Origin of the sequence: Tropicimonas sp. IMCC34043, from assembly GCF_003390845.1 — a bacterium.
Taxonomy (GTDB): Bacteria; Pseudomonadota; Alphaproteobacteria; order Rhodobacterales; family Rhodobacteraceae; genus Tropicimonas.
On sequence record NZ_QMEK01000001.1, the window covers coordinates 551451 to 574067 of the forward strand.

The following is a 22617-nucleotide window of genomic DNA, read 5'->3' on the forward strand; positions in this document are numbered from 1 at the left end:
GTGGGCGATTGGGAAGCGGGCTGCGCCGCGGGATTGCAGGTTTCACGCGCGCGCCCGTGGGCGCGGGACGTGAAACCTGGGGTCCCGGCCACGGGCGGAACAGGTGCGGCCGGGATCGAACCGGGACTCTGCCATGCCGTTGTCGTTCGCCAGACAGGTGACAGACCAGAGCTTACGCGGGCTCGCCCTCGTCGTCCTCGGTTCCGTTTTCGGTCCCGTCTTCGACAATCCTCGCGACCGTCACGACCTCTTCGCCCGCGGCGGTATGGAAGACCTTGACCCCGCCTGCGCCGCGCGAGCGGAACGAGATGCCTTCGACCGGGCAGCGGATCGACTGGCCGGTCGAGCTGGCCAGCATGATCTGGTCGTCGATCTCGACCGGGAAGCAGGCAACCAGAGCCCCGCCGCGCATGGCGCGGTCGATTGCGACCACACCCTGGCCCCCGCGTCCGCGCACAGGATAATCGTGGCTCGACGAGATCTTGCCCGATCCCTTGGCGGTGATGGTCAGGATCAGGTCCTCGGCTGCCGACATCTCGGCATAGCGTTCCTGGCTCAACTGGCCTTCGGCGGCGGCGTCCTCTTCCTCGTCGATCTCGGCTTCGACCTCGATCTCTTCCTCGACATTGCCGGCCATCAGGCGGCGCTGCTTGAGATAGGCGGCACGTTCGCCCGGGCTGGCCTCGAAATGGCGGATCACCGACATCGAGACCACCTCGTCGCCCGCGCCGAGCCGCACGCCCCGCACGCCGACAGAACTGCGGCTGTTGAACACGCGGACATCGGTGCTGGGGAAACGGATCGCCCGGCCTGCCTTGGTCACCAGCATCACGTCGTCATCTTCGGAACAGATGCGGGCGTTGATCAGGCGGGTCTCGGCATGTTCATCCTCGAACTTCATCGCGATCTTGCCGTTGCGCATGACGTTGGTGAAATCCGACAGCTTGTTGCGCCGCACGGTACCGGCGGAGGTGGCGAAGACGATCTGCAGGTCGTCCCAATCCTCCTCGGCGCGGTCGACCGGCATTATTGCGGCAATCGAAACGCCGGGCGGGATCGGCAGGATGTTGACGATGGCCTTGCCGCGCGCGCCGCGACCGCCCGCAGGCAGGCGCCAGGTCTTGAGCTTGTAGGCCATGCCATCGGTGGTGAAGAACAGAAGCTGGGTATGGGTATTGGCGACGAAGAGCGTGGTCACCACGTCGTCGTCTTTCAGCGCGCCACCCGACAGCCCCTTGCCGCCGCGCCGCTGGGCGCGGAAATCGGTCAGCGGCGTGCGCTTGATATAACCCGTCTGGGTGACGGTGACGACCATGTCCTCACGCTCGATGAGGTCCTCGTCCTCCATGTCACCGGCCCAGTCGGCGATCTCGGTGCGGCGGGGGACGGCGAATTGGGCGCGGATATCGCGAAGTTCTTCGGCGATGATGGCAAGGATCCGTTCGCGCGAGCGCAGGATCTCGAGATAGTCGCGGATCTTTCCGGCCAGTTCCTGCAGTTCGTCGGTAACTTCCTTGACGCCCATCGCGGTCAGCCGCTGCAGCCGCAGATCAAGGATGGCGCGGGCCTGAACCTCGGAAAGGTTGTAGGTCCCGTCCTCGTTCATCGTGTGGCTCGGGTCGTCGATTAGCCGGATATAGTCGGCGATGTCGGAGGCGGGCCAGCGCCGGGTCATCAGCCGTTCGCGGGCCTCGGCGGGGTCGGCCGAACTGCGGATCGTGGCGACGATCTCGTCGACGTTCGACACCGCGACGGCAAGGCCGCAGAGGATATGGCTGCGCTCGCGGGCGCGCCGCAGTTCAAAGGCGGTGCGCCGCGCCACGACCTCTTCGCGGAAATCGAGGAATGCGGTCAGGAAGTCGCGCAGTGTCAGCTGCACCGGCCGGCCGCCGTTCAGCGCCAGCATGTTGCAGCCGAACGTGGTCTGCATCGGCGTAAAGCGCCAGAGCTGGTTCAGGACCACGTCGGGGGTCGCGTCGCGCTTCAGCTCGATCACCACGCGCACGCCGATGCGGTCGGATTCGTCCTGAATGTGGGCGACGCCCTCGATCCGCTTGTCGCGGACCATCTCGGCGATCTTCTCGATCATGGTCGCCTTGTTGACCTGATAGGGGATCTCGTCGAGGATGATCGCCCAGCGGTCCTTGCGAAGCTCCTCGAACCGGGTCTTGGCGCGCAGGATCACGCTGCCGCGGCCTTCGAGATAGGCCTTGCGGGCGCCGGAACGGCCCAGCATCACGCCGCCGGTCGGGAAATCGGGGCCGGGGACGTATTCGATCAGCTGTTCCGAGGTCAGATCCGGGGTCTCGATCAGCGCCAGCGTCGCGTCGATCACCTCGCCCAGGTTGTGCGGCGGAATATTGGTCGCCATGCCGACGGCGATACCGCCCGCACCATTGACCAGCATGTTGGGAAAACGCGCGGGCAGGACGGTCGGTTCGCGGTCCTTGCCGTCGTAGTTGTCCTGAAAATCGACCGTGTCCTTGTCGATGTCGGCCAGCAGGAAGGCCGCCGGCTTGTCCATGCGGACCTCGGTGTAACGCATGGCCGCCGCGTTGTCGCCGTCCATGGAGCCGAAGTTGCCCTGACCGTCGAGCAGCGGCAGCGACATCGAGAACGGCTGCGCCATCCGCACCAGCGCGTCATAGATCGCGCTGTCGCCGTGCGGGTGGTATTTGCCCATCGTGTCGCCCACGGGGCGGGCCGACTTGCGATAGGGCTTGTCGTGGGTGTTGCCGGTCTCGGACATGGCATAGAGGATGCGCCGGTGCACGGGCTTGAGCCCGTCGCGCAGATCGGGGATCGCGCGGGACACGATCACGCTCATCGCGTAATCGAGGTAGGACGTCTTCATTTCTTCGGCGATCGAGATCGAGGGCCCGTCGTAGCTGGGTCGATCTGGGCGGTTTGCATCGCCGTTGTCGCCGTCGTCCGGAATCTCGGGGGTGTCAGTCATTCTCGGCCTGTTTTTTTGGCGAACGCCATATCTTGTTGGCGCATACTAGCCGATCCGCGAGATCAGGTGCAATGCCGCCGAGAGCCTCGTTCTGGCAGCCGCTGGATTTGAGTGACAACAGTTTGTTTTCATTGATAAGTTACTGCAAGCTGGCATCCTGCATCTGTACGGTATCAACGGAGGCAGAACCGCAGTGAGCGAAACCGAACTGATGTTGCGCGGCTATGGGCTTACGACCGCCGAAATTTTCTATCGGATGCCCGATTTCCGCAACGTCCTGAACACTTTCATCTGGCAGGACTATGACCTTGCCCCGGACCACCCGAAACTGTTCCAGTTCATCGAATTCTGGCAGGAAAAGATCGAAGGTCCGCTGCATTCGGTGCGCTTCGTCCACCGGCGCGAGATTGCGCCGGGGGAATGGCGCAACGTGACGGGCGAGTTCACCCTGCACTGAGGCCGGGCCTCAGCCGCGGCGGGCAATGGCAATCCAAAGCCAGACGAGGCCGAGGCACAGGATCAGGTTGATGTTGGCCAGCGACAGGCCGAGGACCTGCAGCCCGACCTCGTCGCAGCGGATGATCGGCGAGGGCGTCGAGAAATCGAGCAGGTCGGCCCCTGAAAGGCCGCTGAGGTTCTGGCCGCCGGTGCAGTCGGTCGGGCCGGCCCAGAACTTGCGTTCGACCCCGCTGTGATAGAGCGCAATGCCGGCGCCGACGAGGGCGGTTGCGGCCGCGGCGAGCGGCAGCAGCCGGCCGGGCACGGCAAAGGCCAGCGCGGCGAGCACGATCAGGACGGCATGGGGCCATCGCTGCAGCAGGCACAGATGACAGGGCAGGAAACCCAGCACGTATTGCACGTAGAAGGCGCCAAGAAGCGTTGCCGCCGAGGCGGCGCCAGCGGCGAGGGTCAGGTAGCGGCGGGACAGGGTCAAAGGTATTTCACCAGCACGAAGCCGCCGACCAGAACGATCACGAAAACAGTGAGCACCAGGCCGAGGCGTTTTTCGATGAAGCCGCGGATCGGTTCGCCGAATTTCCACAGCAGCGCCGCCACCAGGAAGAAGCGGCCGCCGCGGGCGACGATAGAGGTTATGAGGAAGGTCGCAAAGGGTAACCCGGTCCAGCCTGACATGATCGTGATGACCTTGTAGGGGAAGGGGGTCAGCCCGGCGATCAGCACCGCCCAGAAACCGAAGTCGTTGAATTTCTGGTTGAAGGCATCGATCTGGTCGCCCTTGCCAAGGCTTTCGAGGATCGGCCTTCCGATCTGTTCAAAGGCGAAGGCGCCGATGAAATAGCCGAGGATCCCGCCGAGTACCGAGGCGACCATGGCGACCCCTGCGATCAGGAAGGCGCGGTCGCGCCGGGCGATGATCATCGGTATCATCAGCACGTCGGGCGGGATCGGGAACACCGAGCTTTCGATGAAGGCGACGGCTGCCAGTGTCCAGAGCGCATATGGACCGGAGGCCAGAGAGATCGTCCGGTCATAAAGTCGTCGAAACATCGATATTCTTTCTGTCATGCTTGCGGTGCAAACATCACCGGGAATCACGCCGGGTCAAGCGGAAGGGGATGCGATGAAATGGCAGGGACGGCGCGGCAGCCGCAATATCGAGGATCGGCGCGGCAGTCGCGGTGGGGCTGCCCGCATTGGCGGCGCCGGTGGAATCGGTGTTCTGGTGATCGTGCTGATCGGCTGGTTCCTCGGGGTCGACACCTCGTTTCTGACCGACCCGCAGGGCGGGGCCCCGGTTTCGCAGACGGGATACCAGCCCGCGGGCCAGGACGACGCCGCGGCGCAGTTCGTCTCGGTGGTGCTGGCCGATACCGAACAGGTCTGGTCGGGCATTTTCGAAAGCCAGCTCGGGCAGCGCTATGACCCGCCGGTGCTGGTGCTGTTCTCGGGGGTGACGCCCTCGGCCTGCGGCAATGCCTCGGGCGCGACCGGGCCGTTCTATTGCCCGGTCGATCAGAAGGTCTATCTCGACACCGCCTTTTTCGCCGAACTGCGTCAGCGGTTCGGTGCGAACGGCGACTTTGCCGCCGCTTATGTGGTGGCCCACGAGGTCGCGCATCACGTTCAGGACGAGCTTGGCATCCTCGGCAAGACAACCGACCTGCGCCAGCGGGTCAGCGAGGCAGATTCGAACGCCATCTCGGTGATGGTCGAATTGCAGGCCGATTGCCTGTCCGGGGTCTGGGCGCGGGCGGCGCAATCGCAGCTTGGCACGCTGGAACGCGGCGATCTGGAGGAAGCGCTGAACGCCGCGGGACGGATCGGAGACGACACGCTGCAGCGCCAGTCCGGCCGCGTGCCGCGCCCCGACAGCTTTACCCACGGCAGTTCCGAGCAGCGCCAGCGCTGGTTTGCCCAAGGCTATCAGAGCGGCGATATCGGAGGTTGCGACACCTTCGGGGCAAGTGCGCTCTAGTCGGCCGACGCGGTCGTTTCATGGGGAGCATGCATGGGGGCCATGCCGTGATCTCGGGTTGCAAACCGGGGACGTCGCATCGCATAGGAGGTCATCCAGCGTGAACATCGGAGAACCCTGTCCATGACCGTCCTCATTTGTGGTGCCGGGATTTCCGGCCTGACCCTCGGACTGAGCCTGCATCAGATCGGCGTGCCGTTTCGCATCATCGAGGCGATTGCTGAGCTGCGCCCGCTCGGCTTTGGCATCAACCTGCAGCCCCACGCGGTGCGCGAATTGTACGATCTGGGGCTGGAGGCGGGGCTGGATGCCGCCGGCATTCCGACCGCCGAGATCGCCTATTTCAACGCCAAGGGGCAAAAGATCTGGGACGAACCGCGCGGCATCGCCGCCGGCTATGCCTGGCCGCAGTATTCGATCCACCGTGGTGCGCTGCAGATGCTGCTGCACAATACGCTTTTGAAGCGCTGCGGCCCGAAAGCGATCCTGGGCGGCGCCAAGGTCAGCGAATGGTACGAGACCCCGCACGGGATCGAGGTGGTGTTGACCGACCATGCGGTCGGGGCGGAACTCGGCCGCGAGCGGGGCAGTGTGCTGGTGGCCTGCGACGGCGTGCAGTCGACGATCCGCAGCACGATCTTTCCCGAACAGGGCCAGGCCAACCTGCGCCGATCGATGATGTGGCGCGGGCTGGTACGGGGCAAACGCTTTCTCGACGGCCGCACCATGACGATCAGCGGGGCCAAGGGCGCCAAGTTCGTCGCCTATCCGGTCGCCGACAGCGGCAAGGAAGGCAGCCTGATCAACTGGATTGCCGATATCGACAAGCCGATGGACCGCGACTTCACCCGTCAGGACTGGAGCCGTCGTGGCAAGGTCTCGGACGTGCTGCCGACATTCGCGGACTGGCATTTCGACTGGCTCGACATCCCCGAGCTGATCGCGTCGACCGAAGCGGTCTGGGAATATCCGATGCTCGACCGCGATCCGCTGCCGCGCTGGACCGACGGGCGGATCGCGCTGATGGGCGATTCGGCGCATGCGATGTATCCGATCGGCTCGAACGGCGCCTCGCAGGGGATCCTCGACGCAAGGGTGCTGGCACGCGAGCTGCGCGACCACGGCGAGACGCCCGAAGCGCTGGTGGCCTACGAGGAGGTGCGGCGCGACCCGGTCAACGAGATCATCCTCGCAAACCGCCAGCAGGGCCCCGATGTGGTGCTCGACGCGGTGGCCGAACTGGCCCCTGACGGGTTCGATGACATCGACGCGGTGCTGCCCGAGGCCGAGCGGCGCGAGCTTGCCGAACGCTACAAGCAGGCGACCGGGCTTGGCGTCGAGGAGATCAATGCCAAGCCCGCGATCCTGGGCCCAGTCGGGCACTGACTCCATGGGGGCAAGCCGGGCCGGGCGCGTGATCGAAGGCGCTGCCCGCGCGCTGGCCTGGTGCGGCGGGGCGATCATGGCCGCGCTGTCGGTGCTGACCGTGGTTTCGATCCTCGGGCGGGCGCTCGACGGGCTGGGCCTTGGCGCCATACCGGGCGATTACGAGTTGATGGCCCACGGCTGTGGCATTGCGGTGTTCTTCTTTCTGCCCTGGTGCCAGCTGAAGCGTGGCCATGTCACCGTCGACATCGTGACCGAACGCTTCCCGCCGCGGGTGCAGGCGCTGTTCGGTCTGTTTGGCGACGCGCTGATCACCTTCGCCTCGGTGGTGATCCTGCGACAGCTCTGGTTTGCGTTCGGACAGAAATTCCCCTTCGGGTCCGACACGCTGCGGGGGGCGCTGGGGCTCGGCCATCGTCCGTTCTATGTCGAGACGACCTATGAATTGCAGCTGCCGCTCTGGATCCCCTATGCGCTGGCGCTGGTGGGGGCGGCGATGATGGTGGTCGTCGGGCTTTACACCGTGCTGCGCGCCGCCATCTGGGTGCGGGCCGGGCAGGAAGGCCGGGTGTGAGCGGCCCGACCCTTGCCCTGACCGGCTTCGGGCTGATGCTGGTCGCGGTCTTCCTGCGCGTGCCGGTGGCCGTCGCGCTGGGGCTTGCCGGGTTCTTCGGCACCTGGCAGGTGACGGGAACGGCCGCGGCGCCGATGGCGCAGCTCAGGACGCTTGGCTACGAGACCTTCTCCAACGCCGGTCTGGCGGTTGTGCCGCTGTTTCTGATGATGGGCCAGATCGCCACCCGTACCGGCCTGTCGGCGGCGCTGTTCCGGGCGGCCTCGGACTGGCTTGGCCATCGCCGTGGCGGGATAGCGCTGGCCTCGGTCGGGGCCTGTGCCGGGTTCGGGGCGATCTGCGGCTCCTCGCTCGCGACCGCCTCGACCATGGGGCAGGTGGCGCTGCCCGAGATGCGCGCGCGCGGCTATTCGGATGCGCTGTCGACGGGCGTGCTGGCCGCGGGTGGCACGCTGGGCATCCTGATCCCGCCCTCGGTCATTCTGGTGATCTATGCGATCCTGGCCGAGCAGAACATCGTCAAGATGTTCATGGCGGCGCTGGTGCCGGGGCTGCTGGCGGCGGCGGGATACATGCTGACCGTCGCGGTCTATGTCCGGCTGCGGCCTGAGGCCGCGCCGGCGGCCGAGCGGGTGCCGATCTCTGCTCGCTGGGGCAACCTCTGGGCGACCTGGCCGGCGCTCGCGATCTTCGGTCTGACCATTGGCGGCATTGCGTTCGACTGGAACTGGGCAAAGCCCGGGGGGCAGGCGCTGTTCACGCCGAACGAGGCGGCGGCTTTCGGGGCGACCGCAACGGCACTTTATGGCTTTGCCGTGGGGCGGCTGACCTTCTCGGGGCTGGGACAGGCATTTCTGGAGACCGCGAGGGCGACCGGCATGATCTTTGCCATCCTGCTTGGCGCCGAGGTCTTCAAGGGCTTTCTCGCGCTGACCCGCGCGCCTGACGCGCTGGCCGGATGGGTCACGGCGCAGGGCATCGCGCCGCTGCTTGTGCTGCTCGTCATCCTCGTCTTCTATCTGCTGCTCGGCTGCGCGATGGAAAGCCTGTCGATGATCCTGCTGACGGTGCCGATCTTTTTGCCGGTGATCGTGGCGCTCGATTTCGGAATGCCTGCGGACGACACCGCGATCTGGTTCGGGGTGCTGGCGCTGATCGCGGTCGAGGTCGGGCTGATCACCCCGCCGGTCGGATTGAACCTGTTCATCCTCAGAAGTGTCGCCCCGGAAATCCCGCTGCGGCAGACCTATGCCGGCGTGCTGCCCTTCGTTGTCTCGGATCTCGTGCGGGTCGGTCTGCTGATCGCCTTTCCGGGGCTGACGCTCTGGCTGGTTTCAATCGCCGCCTGAGCGATATTGCGGCATTTTCCTGTGGCGCAGCCCGCGGACGAGGGCTAAACAGGGGTCCGGCGGCCCGAGTGGTGGAATGGTAGACGCAGGGGACTCAAAATCCCCCGCCGCAAGGCGTGTCGGTTCGAGTCCGACCTCGGGCACCACAATTTATTCAATGGGATACGACTGTTCGGACTGGCGTGTTCCGGCGACGGTGCGCGTGACGTCAAACATCGAAGTCAAACAGTCCTGTTCTGTTCATGTTCTGTCCCCGCGCTCCTGCGTGGGTCTCGACAGTGCCTTCCGGCTGGCCCGCTTGCGGTAATAGGCGACCATCTCTGCGCTCTGGTTTGTGATGGCCTGGATCTGTGCATCCGAACGGCCGGCTTCGGCGAGTCGGACAATTGCCAGCTTCCGCAGACCATGAAGCGAGAATCGCCTGGCTTCGTCGCCAAGCTTGGACCGCCATTTCCTGAAAGCCTTCTCGATCGCGCTGTAGCCAAGAGGTTCGGTGAGGTTCTTTGCCAGGACGTAGGCCCCGGTAACGGGCAGGGCGGCCAGATAGGACCGAAGGTTCTCCGGGCAAAACCCCTCGAATTCCTCGGCGCCCTTTTCATCCGTCACGCGAATCCATTCGCCGTCGAACCGGTTGCGGCGCATCCCGATTGCCGCATTGGGCCGCCGCCCGGTTCCAAGGATCAGTTCTGCTGCTGTGCGAACCGCAACCGGTGCTTCGGAGAGCTTCTCGATCATCCAGTCTGGCCACGGCTCGAACTCGCTTCTTGCCATAGGGTGTTATCCCTGACGCCGGGTTTGGGCCGATGGGCCAGTCAAGCTGGTTCACCGCATAGTTCCAGATCAGGGATACGACGGACAGGTATTTGTCTGCCTTGCGTGTCGTGTCGGCCATCTTGGAATGTGCAGCGCGGACGGCCTGTCTGGTCGTCTTGCTCATGTCCTTGCCGCCGTTCTTTTCGGCGATGCGGTCCATGTCGCGACGGTAAGATGCCTTTGTGCTGGGTGCCAGTTTCATCTGGATTCGCGGATCCGAGCGCCATTGCCTGATGGCCTCTCCCTAGGTGTGCTTCTGTGGAGCCACCTGCGGCTGGTGCCTGCCCGCCTCACACATCCAATACAGACGATCAAGCTCTTGCGGGTCGCCACCCCATGCAAGCTTGATAGCGCGTTGTTTCCTCTTTCCGTCCGCGGTCGATCTCACAAGATGGTATGGCTCCCACCTGCCGGCCTGCAATTTTCATGTCAGGTGCAGGCGCGAAATCCGTGGCTTTGACGGGGGTCTCACAGTTCGAAATCTTCACTTGGCATGGCGGCATTGCCTGAAACGATAGCCTCAAGATCCGCAACGCGCCATCGATCCATGCCGCCTACGCGCTTTGGTAGCGGCAGGGCGCCGAAGTTGACGAGCTTGCGGAATTCTGTCGTTTTCATGTCGAGCAGTCTGGCTGCAGTTCGTTCTGAGGCGCAGATTATTGTCATCGTTTTCCACCACTTCGATCACGGTGCCCTCGGTTAATCAGCAAACAGGTTAGAGGCTCGGCACGCTCTCGTCGGTGCTTTCCAGCACGCGGGACGCGCCCTGAAGAGTCGAAGGTAGGGTTGCAAGTCATGCGGCGATCTTCCTTTCCACGAGGTGGTGGCAGTTTGCCTCGACCAGCGCGGCGGCGACGGGCGGGCAGACGCTGTTTCCGCAGCAGCTGATCTGGACGTTCTTCGGGAAGGCGCGCCATTCCCATTCGCCGTTCCGGGTCTCCCAGACCCCGTCGATCACGTAGTCGTCGGGGAAGCCCTGGGCGCGGAACAGCTCGCGCGGGGTCAGCATCCACATGCCGATATCGACCACGACATAGTCGGCGCCAGCGATGGTGAGGGTGACGAGGTCGCCGCCGTCCCAGGCGTCGTGGGTGCGCAGGAAGGCCGCGACCTCGCGGGCGCGGTCCGCGTGCTCTGCGCCGAAGGTGGGCGCCTCCAGCACCGCCTGCATGTGCGCGAAGCGGTCTTTGGTCGTGGTGGTGTGACATGGCGCGTCGTGCCGCGCGCCGTCGCCGGTGCCGTAGTATTTCGCGAACCACGCCGCGACCGGCATCTGATGGCTGCCGGTGCCGGCGATGGTCGACAGCGGCGCGCGGGCATCGTGGCCGGTGACGCTGGTGTGGTGCTGGGCGAGAAAGGCCGCGGCGGCCGCATGCTTGACGCCGCCTGCGACGACGGTGCCGAGCGGGGCATGCGGGTCGAGCGACCGCGGCGCCTGCCCGGGGCGTTCGCCATAGCCGGTCTGGACCAGCGCCGGGACGATGACGGCCTTTTCGCCGCGGTTTGCGCCGGTGATGGTGCGGAACGGATCGGCCAGATCTTCGGTCCGGCAGCCGTGGGTCAGGTTCACGATGAAGGGACGCTCGGCTTCGAGCACATAGCGCCTCATGCCGCGGGCGATCCGCGCCAGCGTCGCCGGTGCCAGCGGCCGGATGGCGCGCAGGCCGTGCCTCGCCATGATCTGCTCGGCGGTGTCGAAGATGGACGGGCAGGGCAGCGACCAGTCGATGCATTCGGCCGCGGTGCGCCAAGGCTTCAGCTTTCCCTGCTTCACCGCGTCCGATTTCGGATCGCCATGGGTCTGCTTCGGCCAGACGATGGGGCGGCCGTCGCAGCGGGCGACGACGAACAGCCGCATCCTCGTCCGCCAGTTGGAACGGGAGGGCGCGTGATGGGATGCGCGTCGCACACTCACGGAATCCGGGCGATCCTCCCCGCCCGGTGGGGCCTGCAGGCGGCGTTGGGGACGTCCGCCGCCTGCGGGTCGACCGTTTTCATGGGGGAGGCGTGACGATGTTCGGACGTGAGCCGGATTGGGACCGGATCGAGGCGACTGCCGGCGACTGGCCGGATCTGCACCTGGGCCAAAGCGTCGAGACTGTCGGATTTCGGGCGCAGACCGGCATCAGCTATCTGGCGACGCCCTACAGCAAGCTCGCGGGCGGCGACGGCGGATGGTCGTCCGATCTGTCGCAGCGCGCTGCCGCCGCGGCGGCGGTCTGGGCGTCGGATCTCGCGCAGCGGGGCGTGACCGCGGTGTCGCCGATCGTGAGCGCGCATTCGATGGTGGTGGAATCGTTCCTCGCCGGCGGGGCGCATCCGGACCCGATGGATCACGGCTTCTGTGTGCGCTGGTGCCGGCCGCTGCTGTTCGCCAGCGCCCGGGTGATCGTGCCGCCGATCGACGGCTGGCGCGCGTCGGTCGGGGTCTGGAAGGAAGTCGAGCGCGGATCGCCAGCGGCGCCCCGATCAACATGTCAAAGCAGCGCCGCACAAGGGCCGATCCGCATCGGCGCGCGGCATGAGCCGCCCTCCGATCCAGCGCCGGCCGGGCGAACGCAACCCGGTCGCGGGGCAATGTGCAATCCACCTGCGCCGGATCTGCGGGGTCTGCGTGCATTTCGACGGCGAGACGATCCGCGGTGCCGGGACCTGCGGCCGGCTTGGCGGGTGGCGCAGCGGGCTGTGCCGGGCATGGGAGTGCAGCCTGTGGGCAAGGAAGTGACGCTGATCGCGCACAACATCCGCGACGTCGATGCGTTGCCGGAATATCCGATACCGCCCGGCGAACGGCTGGAATCGCATTCCTATTTCGCCTTCCATCATCGCCGCTGGCTGAACTCCGTTCTCGGGCGGCTGGGGGAATGGGACGTCAAGGGCATGGCGGTCGAGCTGTGGTGCCTGGCGCAGGACCAAGACCCGGTCGGGACGCTGCCGAACGACGATCGCATGATCGCGGCGCTGCTGCATATCTCGACCGACGAATGGCGCGGGATGCTGCGCCGGGATCCGAACCCGCTGCATCGCTGGACGCAATGCCGCGCGGGTGGCGAGGTGCGCCTGATGCACCCGGTGGTGACCGAGGTCGCGCAGGCGGCGCTGAGCGGCAAGGCGCGGTCCGCCGACCGGAAGTCGGCCGATTCCGAACGAAAGCGTCTGGACAGATTGCGCGCGGTCGCCGCCCAGCACGTCGGGCCCGAGTTCGCGGCCAAGGGGCTTTATATCGCGCGGCTGGACGAGGTCCTGGCCGAGATGTTCCCGGAAGGCAACCGGACAGAGGCCCGTATTCTCAAGGCAATCCAGTCGCTTAACGGCCGGTACTGATCCATTCAATTCCTTCCCGGTTTTGTCCGACGGACAGAATGGGACAGTCCGCGGACAGAAATTTCTGTCCGCTGCATGAGAGGATAGGAGAGGAAAAGAAATGAAAGGAAAGGATATTCGGGACGGACCAGCCCAAACCGGCGCGCCTGCTGTGGATAACTTCGGGCCATGCAATGAGAGGGCGATTGCCGAAGACGGCGCACCGTTCTGGTCGGCGCCGAGGGCGAGACCTACCGGACCCGCACAGGCGGCATCGCGCGGCGGCCATTGCGCGGCACCGGGCATCGCGAGTTCCTGCCCGAGGTCGTACTGCGCCGCGCCGGGTTCGAGGTGTTCCTGCCGGTCAAGAAGGTCTGGCGGCGCAAGTCGCGGGTATCGGCCGAGAAGGTGCTGATCCGGATGCCGCTGGTGCCGGGCTGGATCTTTGTCGGGATCGATGGCGGCGTGGCGCGGTGGGCGGATCTGATGGCGACCGGCGTCGTCGCGGGCGTGATCGGAACGGGCGGGCGGCCGCTGCGGGTCGGTCTCCGGGTGATCCTCGATCTGATGCGGCGGTGGGGCGGCCGGGAGGGGGCCGATCGCAGGCGGCTGATCCGGCGGTCGGTGAAGATCAAGCGGTCGTCCTGGCGCAATCTTCGCTATGAGATGCTGTCCTCTGGCGGCGACGTGGCGCTGAAGTACTTCAGGAAGCGGGAGACGAAGGCCGGTGTCGTGGCAAACCTTGGCGCGCTGCGCGGGCGGGTGCTGTTCCCGCGGACGTTCTTTCGCGGTGGCAAGTTCCCGAGCCGGGTCGATATCGACATGGGCGGGCATGTCTATGACCGGCTGAGCGAGCGGCGCTTTCATCTGAAGAAGGTCAGGTCGGGCGTGTTCATCCCGAGGACATGGCCGACGGCGCGGCGTCGCGAGCGTTCGACGAGGTCATCGCCAGCCACCTCGAGACCCGCCTCGATCACGAAATCACGCGCCATCTGTCATGAAATCCTGCCCCCTGAGAGAAAAGGGACCGTACCCCGGAAAGGTGGTAGCGGTGTCCGTACAGCCCGGGGTTCCGCCAGTTTGTCCGGGGTTGTGAAGTCTTAACTCGGACAGGCCGTTAACTGTCCGGAGGGTGGTCGCCGTTGCGCTTGAACCCGCCGCCGTCCGTTATGGCAGGAGGCCGACCGGCGGTTCTGCCGGGCACTGTAGCCAGGAAGAGTGTGAGCCGATTGAGAGAAAGCTGGCATTCAGGTTGACAGCTGGCAACGTCAGCAGTGCGGGCGAAGTGAGCTTTCGCTTCGGCTGCGCCGGCGGCAGCCTTCCAGAATCAGTCATTCGTGGTAGAATGTGCAATTGCGGCGTGAACATAACAATGACGGTATCTGGTTGGATCGTCACGGCTCGGCCCGGCTTTTCTGTCGAAGTCGCAAGACCAGAGGCACGCTAAGCGCGTAGATGGCGACGACGGTCAACCAGATTGCGCCCGGCCAATAGGGCTGCGCTGCGAAATAGACGCTCGCAAACCCCAATGGCGCGGCAATCGAGGCGACGCTGACCACAGATGCCAACACGCCTTGGAGTTGCCCTTGGAAAGATTGATCCACCTGCCGTGTCGCCAGAGATTGCAGCGCAGGCACACCAATGCCGCCGAGAGCAAAAAGCGGCAAGATCGCAAACACGATCCAGCCGTGTCTGGCAAAAGCCATGGTGATCAGGGCTGTACAGGCGCATGCAATGCCGGTCAGAATTGCGCCCCGCTCGCCCAGCAGTTTGACCGCAGGGCCGGGCAGAAAGGCCTGCGCCAAGGCCTGACAGGCCCCGAAAGTGCCAAGCGAGAGACCGATCATCAGGCCACTCCACTGGAAGGTATCGCTGCCCCAAAGCGCCCAGCAAATCGCATAGGCCTCACCTGTCGCGCTGAACAGAAAGAACAACAGCAGGATCGGGAGAACGTGTTTCATCCCGAGCGCCCAGCCCAGCGGCCGCAGGGGGTTAAGTGCCGAAAGGTCGATTTTCTTGCCGCCGGTTTTGCGCGATTCTGGCAGCAGGAAAAAGGTCAGGGCGAGGTTGCCGGCGTTCAAAATTGCCGCCACGATGAACGGCAGGCGCAGCCAGTGGTCGCCCAAGGCGCCGCCCAGGACCGGCCCGACAATAAAACCCATGCCGAACATGGCGCTGAACAGGCCAAAGCGGCGCGCGCGTTGATCCTCGGCCGAGACGTCGGTGATATAGGCCATGGCGACCGCGACATTGGCGCTTGTCAGCCCCGCAATGGCGCGGCCCAGAAACAGCAGCCAAAGGCTGGGTGCTACCGCCATCAGGAGGTAGTTGATAGCCGCTCCGCCGAGCGAGATCAGCAACACGGGACGGCGCCCGATCCGGTCGCTCAAAGCGCCAAGAACCGGCGCAAAGACGAACTGCATGACGGCATAAAGGGCTATCATGGTCCCAATATAGGGCGCTACGTTTTCGGAATTCGTCACCTCGCGCAGCAGCGCCGGCAGGATGGGGAAGATCAGGCCGATGCCGATGGCATCAAGGCTGATGGTGATGAAAATAAGGACGAGGGGTCTGTTCATATGCGTTCCGATCCACGCAAAACAGCCGCACCTGATGGCACGAATGAGTGGCGATAGGACCCGGTTGATGCCGGGCGATTTCAGGGAGACGCTGACCGAGCCACGCAGAAGACTGCGCACCGGCGTGTATTCGAAGTGCTTTCCTGTCCGTCTAAAATCTTAGCAGGCAAGCCATCGTTTTTCGCGATGCCTGCCGGTTACGCCGAATGCTGATGTGCTGCAAGCCTTTCCTGAACAGCCATCTCACCACCGACTTTTTTGGGAAAATGGACGCTCGTTGAGTGGCGCAGCACTCCCAAAATGCCCATTTTGGACCATACGCGAACCGCTACATCTGAGTTCGCCACACCCCCACTCTAAACCTAAGAATCTATTGAAGTTTTCTACCTCTATTGGAGCGTCAGACATAAGCGGCGGCGCAGAATTTCAGTGGACTGAGCTCGGACCGGGCTTTTACCGTGGTTCCCACGACCGCGTGGTTCGTGCATCCACAACGTGACCGAAGTGGCCGTCCGGTCTCACCAATCATTGGCGGGTCCGCACCTGCCGATCCAGGCGACCCCGAGTGATCCGCGGTGACGACCGGCGGCTGTGGCTAATCATTGGCGGAGGCAAATCGGCCTGCGGGTTGAGACCGGCCCGGCGCGGGCGGCGTTGGGGGTTTCGATGGAGGTTGAGCAGGTGGCGGGATCGGCCGTTGTCCCGGCGGGGGTGATGACCAAGGCGCGAGTTCGCGGAGTTCATGAACGTCTCGCGCCCGGCGGTCAGCCAGTGGATCACGCGCAAGGTGCTCGACGGGGATGGTGCGGTCATCCGAGGCAATCTTTCGGACTACCGCAATGAGCGCACTTTGAACGATGCTGCGCGGCTCATGAACGACTGCTTTCCGTCATAGCCTACCGCGACCCGTATCTTGCTGTTTCAGTGCAAGGCATTCCATCTGCGCAAGAAACGGGTCGATCCAGAGACGACGACCCCTTTAGTCAACGGTCATGCAAAGAGAGAAAGGCATGACCGTGGAATTGAAAGGCAAGACCATCATAATAACTGGGGCAAGTAGCGGCATCGGTGCTGCGGCAGCATTGCTGTTCGCTGCGAGGGGCGCGAATGTCGTTCTGGCCGCGCGGCGGGAGGCCGAGCTTAAAACGATCGTTGGCCAAATCATTCAGAGTAGTGGAAATGCGATTTACCTTGCAGGCGATGTCCGGGAGGAAACATTTGCGAAAGATCTTGTTGATCTTGCGGAGGACGAGTTCGGAGGTGTCGATGGGGCGTTCAACAACGCCGGAACGACAGGCGATATGGGACCTATCCCTGATATGGACGGCGGCAATTGGCATGATGTGATCGCCATCAATTTGAACAGCGCCTTTTACGCAGCGAAGTATCAGGTTCCAGCGATGCGCAGACGCGGTAGCGGGGCCATTGTGTTCACATCTTCCTTCGTGGGCCACACCATCGGGTTGCCAGGAATGGGCGCGTATGCGGCTGCCAAGGCGGGCCTGATCGGACTGACGCAAGTGCTTGCGGTTGAAAATGGTGCCGAAAAAATCCGAGTGAATGCCCTGCTCCCGGGCGGAACGATGACACCTATGGCCGGAGATGATGCGAATCTCCATGAGGTCGTGCGCGGTTTCCATGCGTTGAAACGCATGGCCGAACCGTCTGAAATCGCGCAAGCCGCCCTCTTTTTGCTTTCAGATCAGGCGTCTTTCGTGACGGGTAGTGCAATGATCGTAGATGGCGGAAATTCCGTAAACAAACTGTAGGTTGCGGCTGAGCGGACATAGGCATCGCGCAGGTCTATGTCTGTTTCGTCCCGCACTGCGGACAGCGACCAGCTCGTCGGTGAAGGTCCGCTGGGGCGCGCTCAGCGGCCAGAGCTCAAGCGTCTCTGTGACCGGCTATTTCGACCGTTTTTGGCGCATAGGTTCTGGGAAGGGGGGGTGCCCGACAGCGGCCATTCGTGACCCGCGCGGCGAATGCCGGGTCCGAGCTCTTCTTTGACATTGGCCGACTGTGTTCTCTCAGTAGCGATGGCTAAATTTGCTCGGTTCATTCTGCCCTAAATGGTCTGGACCGCCCCCTGAGCGATGGCACATGCAATTAAGAATGCGTCCCGAGGTTGAGAGACAAGATCCTTCAGGTCAGTTTTGTCGGCGTACAGAAACCCACCTGCCGCCGCGGCGTATATCGACATTAGCATGGGCGCCTGAAATGCCAGCAAGGGCAGGTGCGACAACCTTTCCCGCTCTGCGGCGAAGGACAGTGGCGCATAGGAGACGCCGAGAGATTGCGCGATGTCGCTTACGGCAAATGCGGATTCGCCCGAGAGCTCATAGCAACGTCCGGCGTGAGACGCGGGCGACTTCAGTACCGCAAGAGCCGCCTCTGCCAGATCCGCCCGGGCTACGGTAGAGATACGACCCTGCCCGAACGGAGCGGTAATGCGAGCATCTCGGGAGACGGCCAAGCTGCCAATCAGTTCCGCGTAGAGGCCGTTGCGGAGGATGGTCCACGCCAAGCCGCTGTCCTTTATGGCACGCTCTGTCCAGCGATGGGCCAGTGCGAAGCCCAGATGATCGCTGTGGCAACTCAGGCTAGAGTAGACGATATGCCTGACCCCTTGATCGCGCGCTGCGGCTACTACCGCACCATGACGGCGCATCACGACGTCATCTTCGGCGTAGCCTGCCGAGGTCAGGAACAGCGTCTCGATCCCGCTGAAATCGAGCGTTTCTGGGCTGTCGAAATCCATCTGCCGGTCGGCATCCGGAGATCGACTGGCGGTAATGACCGCAAGGTCGACCGATCTTGCCGCTGCAACCAGTGTTGATGCAAGCTGGCCCGAGGCCCCGGTCACGAGTATCATTGAACTTCCTTTCCTACGACGTTCGCCAATAACATAGGGAGGTCGCGGTTCCTGCATAAGAAGGCACAAACATGTCCGTCACGCACACAGATGTTCGCGATGATACTGCTCTGACGCCCTGTGGATCCACCGATCATGTGGATTGCGGTCTCGGGCTGGTTCTCGACCGTTTGGGGGAAAAATGGACCGTCATGACCTTGGCCGAGCTATCTGCGGGTCCGCAGCGGTATCGCGAGTTGGAGAGGTCACTAGTCGGCATCTCGCAGCGCATGATGACCCTGACCTTGCGGCGACTCGAGCGAGACGGTCATGTCTTGCGCCACGTCACACCGACCATCCCACCCACCGTCACCTACGAATTATCGTTTCTCGGTCGTTCCTTTGCTTCGCAGGTTGCGGCACTGGTTAGCTGGAGTGCGCAAGCCAAATCAGCGATAGAAGCCGCTCAAATCGACTTCGATGAGCACAGACCAAAGTGATAAGTTCCGATTTTACACGGGCATATTTCATCTAAGACCTTTTCGGATGCATCTTGCCTGAAGTCAGCCCGGGCCTCTTCGTTCAAGCATTTGCTATGATTCTGCATGCCCGAAAGGCAACCTTCTCATGGGTTAGGCGAAAGTCCGTTCCGTCCGCACTGCGGACAGTGGCCAGCCCATCGGTGAAGGTCCGCTATGCCGCGCTCAACGGTCAAAACTCATCCGTTTTTGTCACCGGCGGAATCCACCGTTTCTGTCCCTTGAGCGAAGCCGACATCCGAGGGATGGCAGCTTCGTCCGCACATCTGCCCTCTGCCTGATGCTGGGGGCCTCGGACGCCGCAGCCACAGCCACAGCGATGTCCTTGGGGGACGTCGTCGCGATGATCGGGCAGCTCGAAGACCTGCGCCGGCATCACGTTTACGGAGACTTCGATGGCGTACCAGACGAACCTGCTCGGGCCGGACGGACGGCCGCTGCGCGCAGCGGCGCCAGCGCCCCGGCCGCGGGCGCAGTATCTGCGCGACACCCGCTCGGGTGTGATCGCCTCGCGGGCGGCGAGCCTTGTTCCGAGCCGGGACGAGATCCGCCGGGTGTGGTCGCGGACCTCGACGCTGGCGCTCGACATGATCCAGAACTCGGGCCAGCTGAAGGGGGCGGTCGACCAGGTGATGGCCGACACCGTCGGCGTCGGCCTGACCCTGACGCCGATGCCGGATCTGGCGGCCCTCGGCTACAGCAGGGAACAGGCCGCCGAGTGGATCCGCAATGTGCGCCAGCGGTGGGAGCGCTGGTCGCGGACCCCTGAGGAATGCGATGCGCGCGGGCGGCTGACGGTCGCCCAGATGGTCGATATCTCGCTGCGCTGGAACATCGCCTATGGCGAGGCGCTGGCGATGTTCGATTTCTTCGGCACCGCGCAGCGCCGCAGATACGGGATCGAGACCGGCACCAAGGTCAGGATGATCACGCCCTCGCGGCTGGTGCAGGACACCAATTATTCCGAGCGGCTGTTCCAGGGGGTGCGCCACGACGAGATCGGCCGGCGCCTGTCCTACCGCTTCGAGGTCTGGGACCGCGGCGTCCGGTCGGTGAAGGACTTTGCCGCGTTTGATTCAGATGCAAGGCCGGCGGTCGTGCATGTCTTCGATCCGGTCGATGCCGACGATGTGCGCGGGATCAGCCAGCTGGTGTCGGCGTTCCGCAAGTATCTTCAGGCGGAGATCCTGGACGATTCAACGCTGCAGATGGCGATCCTGCAGACGATATTCGCGATCACGCTGACCTCGGATGCGCCAAGCCAGGATGCCTTCGAGGCGCTGCAGGCGCTGAGCGACAGCGGCGACAAGGGCCGGGCGCTGTCGGAAGAGTTCGTGGCCTATATGGGATCGAAGCTCGATGCCGCCGCGAGCAGCCGGATCAGCGTCGGGGCCGATCCGCAGGTCAGCCACCTTGGCCCGGGCGAGGACCTGTCGCTGAAGGGGGCGAGCGTTCCGGGGCCCGAGTACCTGCCGTTCCGCTCGTCGATGGACCGCGAGGTCGCGCGTGCGATCGGCATCACCTATGGCGCCTTCACCATGAACAACTCGGACGCGACCTATTCGAGCGTGCGGATGGATGTGGCGTCGATCTGGCCGGTGGTGATGCGGCGGCGCGAGCGGGTCGCGGCGCCGATCTGCCAGCCGATCTATGCCAACTGGCTCGACGAGGAAATCGGCGAGGGGCGCATTCCGCTGCGCGGCGGCTACGCGGCCTTCAGGGCGCATCGCGCCGCGATCACGCGGGCGCAATGGCAAGGCCCGCCGCGGCCGACCGCTGACGACAAGAAAACGGCCCAGGCCGCGAGCGAGCGGCTGCGCAACGGCACATCCTCGATCGAGATCGAGACCGGCGATCTTGGCACCGATGCCGATACGCTCTTCGAGCAGCGCCAGCAGGAGCATCGGCGCTATGTCGAGGCCGGGATGGCATCGCCCTATGACGCGACCGCCGGTGGGTCGCAACAGATCGAGATGGTGGCACCATGAGCGTGACGACAACGGTCAGGATCGGCACCGATAGTGTCGATATCAATGCCCCCTGCGATGTGGTGACCGCGCTGCGGAAGCTGCAGCTGCGGTTGGGCACGGGCGCTGTGGCACAGACCGTGCGGCTCGACGACGAGGAGGTCACGTTCAACCGGGCAGACGATGCAAGGTTGGCGAAGATGATTGCGCAGTACGAGGACGCCTGCGCGCGCGCCTCGGGCGGGCGGCGGCGGCGCTATGCCATGAAGGTCAGGTTCAGCTGAGGCAGGGGCGCCCGCGGCGCCCGCGGACATTTCCGAACAGGGGAACCTTCGGACGCCCGGGCAGAGCCCGCAGGCGGCAGCGCGTGCGCGCGCACATCAGACAGGAGATTTGCATGCCGGTTTTGGTCGACGGAGAGCTGGTGCTCTACGGATACGTCGGGGACGCCTGTTGGGACGGGTTCACGGCGCGCGAGGTGCTCGAGGCGCTGGCCGAGCTTGGCCGCGATACCGACGTGACGGTCAGGATCAACTCGGGCGGCGGCATCGCCGACGAGGGGATCGCGATCTACAACGCGCTGCAGGCGCACCGCGGCAAGGTTGCGGTGTCGATCGATGGCGCAGCGGTGAGTTCCGCCAGCATCATCGCCATGGCCGGCGACACGATCACCATGCGCAGCGGAGCGCTGATGATGATCCATGACCCGGCGGGCTGGGTCGACGGGACCGAGGCCGATCATGTCAGGGCCGCCGCCGTTCTCGACAAGTTGGGCAACCTGATGGCCGGGATCTATGCCGATGTCACCGGCGGCGATGCGGCGGCGATCCGGTCCGAGATGAAGGGCGAGTTGTGGCTGACCGGCCCGGAAGCGGTCGAACGCGGCTTTGCCACGGCGACCGACGCGACCGACGCGATCGAGGCCGCAGCCTTCAATTACCGCGCCTATGCACATGCGCCGGAGCGGCTGGTCGCCCTGGCCGACACCAAACGCTGGGCAGGCGGGCCCGGGCGCCAGGGGGCCAGCGCGCCCGCACGATCCAACCGTCAGACACAGGAGACAACGATGACAAAGACCACCCCCGCCCCGAGGCGGACAACGACGCTGTGCCGGGGTCCGGGGCGGCGGCGCTCGTGCCGACCGCTTCGGATGAACGCGGCCGGATCAAGGCGATCCTCGGATCGGACAACGCAAAGATGCTGCCGGGCCTCTCTGCACATCTGGCCTTCGAAACGGCGATGACCGCCGCGGCGGCCGAAAGCCTTCTGGCGAAGGCGGCGGCGGATCTGCCGGCGGGCACCGCAAGCGCGCCCAAGGATCCGTCGGTCGAGACGCCGACGCCCGAGACCTATCGGCAGAGCCGGACGGCCGCGCTGGCCGAGCCGGCCCCGGCCGGCGGCGGCGCGAAGCCCGCGGCCGCGATTAACCACAACAAGATCCGGGCGAGCCGCCGTGCCGCGATGGAGGGCAAGTGATGCTGACCAATGAGACCATGGCGCCGCGGGCGCTGGCCTTCCTGCTGTCGGAAGCGAACGGCAACCGCAGCCGGGCTGTCGCGACGATCGCGAGCGGCGCGGGCGTGCTCGATGCGGGAACCGTGCTCGGCAAGATTGCGGCGAGCGGCAAGTTCACCGCAAGCCCCGCGGCCGAGACCGCCGGGATCGAGGGGGCCGAGGTTGCGCTCGCCATCCTCGCCTATGGCGTCGACGCGACCGGCGCCGATGTCGATGTGACCGTCGTGGACCGCGATGCCGTCGTGAAGGCCGCTTGCCTGATCCATGACGCATCGGTCGATGACACGACCAGGATCGCCGCGAAGGCGGCAGAACTCGATGCCGTCGGCATCCGCGTGCGCTGAAAGG

At 64.5% G+C, this 22617-nt stretch carries 22 protein-coding genes and 1 tRNA gene; 15 read left to right on the forward strand and 8 right to left on the reverse strand.

From position 1 onward, the window contains the following. Positions 1–172 precede the first annotated feature (172 nt). The gene (gene gyrA / locus DQG17_RS02475) at positions 173–2956 is read right to left on the reverse strand and encodes a DNA gyrase subunit A (protein WP_116131158.1); all 2784 of its coding nucleotides are present in this window, start codon (positions 2954–2956) and stop codon (positions 173–175) included. A gap of 211 nt (positions 2957–3167) precedes the next feature. Between gyrA and DQG17_RS02480 the strand changes: the two genes are divergently transcribed. Further along, positions 3168–3413: an usg protein gene (locus DQG17_RS02480; protein ID WP_116132546.1), complete on the forward strand. Its 246-nt coding sequence runs from the start codon at positions 3168–3170 to the stop codon at positions 3411–3413. Positions 3414–3422: 9 nt separating this feature from the next. Here the strand turns inward: DQG17_RS02480 and DQG17_RS02485 are convergent, their stop codons facing one another. Both DQG17_RS02485 and DQG17_RS02490 read right to left on the reverse strand, forming a co-directional pair. Then, positions 3423–3890, reverse strand: coding sequence for a disulfide bond formation protein B (locus DQG17_RS02485; protein ID WP_232829297.1), 468 nt, complete (start codon positions 3888–3890; stop codon positions 3423–3425). After that, complete coding sequence (locus DQG17_RS02490) at positions 3887–4465, reverse strand: YqaA family protein (protein WP_116131159.1); 579 nt, start codon at positions 4463–4465, stop codon at positions 3887–3889. The genes DQG17_RS02485 and DQG17_RS02490 overlap by 4 nt, the downstream gene beginning before the upstream one ends. Before the next feature lie 73 nt (positions 4466–4538). Between DQG17_RS02490 and DQG17_RS02495 the strand changes: the two genes are divergently transcribed. The 5 genes from DQG17_RS02495 (at position 4539) to DQG17_RS02515 (ending at position 8848) form a co-directional block, all read left to right on the forward strand. Next, the gene (locus DQG17_RS02495; RefSeq protein WP_116131160.1) at positions 4539–5393 is read left to right on the forward strand and encodes a neutral zinc metallopeptidase; all 855 of its coding nucleotides are present in this window, start codon (positions 4539–4541) and stop codon (positions 5391–5393) included. 123 nt (positions 5394–5516) lie between these two features. After that, positions 5517–6779 carry a flavin-dependent oxidoreductase gene (locus DQG17_RS02500; protein WP_116131161.1) on the forward strand — a complete coding sequence of 421 codons (1263 nt, stop codon included), beginning with the start codon at positions 5517–5519 and terminating at the stop codon, positions 6777–6779. Next, positions 6742–7353, forward strand: coding sequence for a TRAP transporter small permease (locus DQG17_RS02505; RefSeq protein ID WP_198666011.1), 612 nt, complete (start codon positions 6742–6744; stop codon positions 7351–7353). Before DQG17_RS02500 ends, DQG17_RS02505 begins: the two co-directional genes overlap by 38 nt. Continuing rightward, positions 7350–8702 (forward strand): TRAP transporter large permease, encoded by a 1353-nt coding sequence (locus tag DQG17_RS02510; RefSeq protein WP_232829298.1) that lies wholly within the window; start codon positions 7350–7352, stop codon positions 8700–8702. Before DQG17_RS02505 ends, DQG17_RS02510 begins: the two co-directional genes overlap by 4 nt. Positions 8703–8764: 62 nt before the next feature. Next, positions 8765–8848: transfer RNA gene (locus DQG17_RS02515), tRNA-Leu, on the forward strand. A 94-nt stretch (positions 8849–8942) separates the two neighbouring features. Here the strand turns inward: DQG17_RS02515 and DQG17_RS02520 are convergent. From DQG17_RS02520 to DQG17_RS02530, 3 genes are all read right to left on the reverse strand, one after another. Next, positions 8943–9473, reverse strand: coding sequence for a tyrosine-type recombinase/integrase (locus tag DQG17_RS02520; RefSeq protein WP_116131163.1), 531 nt, complete (start codon positions 9471–9473; stop codon positions 8943–8945). Positions 9474–9983: 510 nt separating this feature from the next. After that, on the reverse strand, positions 9984–10133 hold the full coding sequence (locus tag DQG17_RS02525; RefSeq protein WP_232829299.1) for a hypothetical protein: 150 nt from the start codon (positions 10131–10133) through the stop codon (positions 9984–9986). Positions 10134–10308: 175 nt separating this feature from the next. Then, positions 10309–11373 (reverse strand): DNA cytosine methyltransferase, encoded by a 1065-nt coding sequence (locus DQG17_RS02530; protein ID WP_116131165.1) that lies wholly within the window; start codon positions 11371–11373, stop codon positions 10309–10311. 155 nt (positions 11374–11528) lie between these two features. On the opposite strand from DQG17_RS02530, the gene DQG17_RS02535 reads away from it, so the two are divergent. Then, the gene (locus DQG17_RS02535; RefSeq protein WP_157973494.1) at positions 11529–12839 is read left to right on the forward strand and encodes a DUF1937 family protein; all 1311 of its coding nucleotides are present in this window, start codon (positions 11529–11531) and stop codon (positions 12837–12839) included. 267 nt (positions 12840–13106) lie between these two features. After that, positions 13107–13922 carry a transcription termination/antitermination protein NusG gene (locus DQG17_RS02540; RefSeq protein WP_157973495.1) on the forward strand — a complete coding sequence of 272 codons (816 nt, stop codon included), beginning with the start codon at positions 13107–13109 and terminating at the stop codon, positions 13920–13922. Positions 13923–14212: 290 nt separating this feature from the next. Here the strand turns inward: DQG17_RS02540 and DQG17_RS02545 are convergent, their stop codons facing one another. After that, positions 14213–15397, reverse strand: coding sequence for a TCR/Tet family MFS transporter (locus tag DQG17_RS02545; RefSeq protein WP_116131168.1), 1185 nt, complete (start codon positions 15395–15397; stop codon positions 14213–14215). A gap of 1016 nt (positions 15398–16413) precedes the next feature. Between DQG17_RS02545 and DQG17_RS02550 the strand changes: the two genes are divergently transcribed. Continuing rightward, positions 16414–17166 (forward strand): SDR family oxidoreductase, encoded by a 753-nt coding sequence (locus DQG17_RS02550; RefSeq protein WP_116132549.1) that lies wholly within the window; start codon positions 16414–16416, stop codon positions 17164–17166. Positions 17167–17462: 296 nt separating this feature from the next. On the opposite strand, the gene DQG17_RS02555 is transcribed toward DQG17_RS02550, so the two are convergent. Continuing rightward, positions 17463–18269, reverse strand: coding sequence for an NAD(P)H-binding protein (locus DQG17_RS02555; protein WP_157973496.1), 807 nt, complete (start codon positions 18267–18269; stop codon positions 17463–17465). Between the two features lie 71 nt (positions 18270–18340). On the opposite strand from DQG17_RS02555, the gene DQG17_RS02560 reads away from it, so the two are divergent. From DQG17_RS02560 to DQG17_RS02585, 6 genes are all read left to right on the forward strand, one after another. Next, positions 18341–18748 (forward strand): helix-turn-helix domain-containing protein, encoded by a 408-nt coding sequence (locus DQG17_RS02560; protein ID WP_116131170.1) that lies wholly within the window; start codon positions 18341–18343, stop codon positions 18746–18748. Between the two features lie 434 nt (positions 18749–19182). Then, entirely contained in the window at positions 19183–20775 is a 1593-nt protein-coding gene (locus DQG17_RS02565) for a phage portal protein (RefSeq protein WP_116131171.1), read from the forward strand. Further along, on the forward strand, positions 20772–21038 hold the full coding sequence (locus DQG17_RS02570) for a hypothetical protein (protein ID WP_116131172.1): 267 nt from the start codon (positions 20772–20774) through the stop codon (positions 21036–21038). The genes DQG17_RS02565 and DQG17_RS02570 overlap by 4 nt, the downstream gene beginning before the upstream one ends. A 113-nt stretch (positions 21039–21151) precedes the next feature. Next, positions 21152–21997, forward strand: a complete 846-nt coding sequence (locus DQG17_RS02575; RefSeq protein ID WP_116131173.1) for a head maturation protease, ClpP-related — start codon at positions 21152–21154, stop codon at positions 21995–21997. Next, positions 21994–22230, forward strand: a complete 237-nt coding sequence (locus DQG17_RS02580; RefSeq protein ID WP_157973497.1) for a hypothetical protein — start codon at positions 21994–21996, stop codon at positions 22228–22230. Before DQG17_RS02575 ends, DQG17_RS02580 begins: the two co-directional genes overlap by 4 nt. Then, positions 22230–22613, forward strand: a complete 384-nt coding sequence (locus tag DQG17_RS02585; RefSeq protein WP_232829300.1) for a head decoration protein — start codon at positions 22230–22232, stop codon at positions 22611–22613. The genes DQG17_RS02580 and DQG17_RS02585 overlap by 1 nt, the downstream gene beginning before the upstream one ends. The last annotated feature ends 4 nt before the right edge of the window (positions 22614–22617 follow it).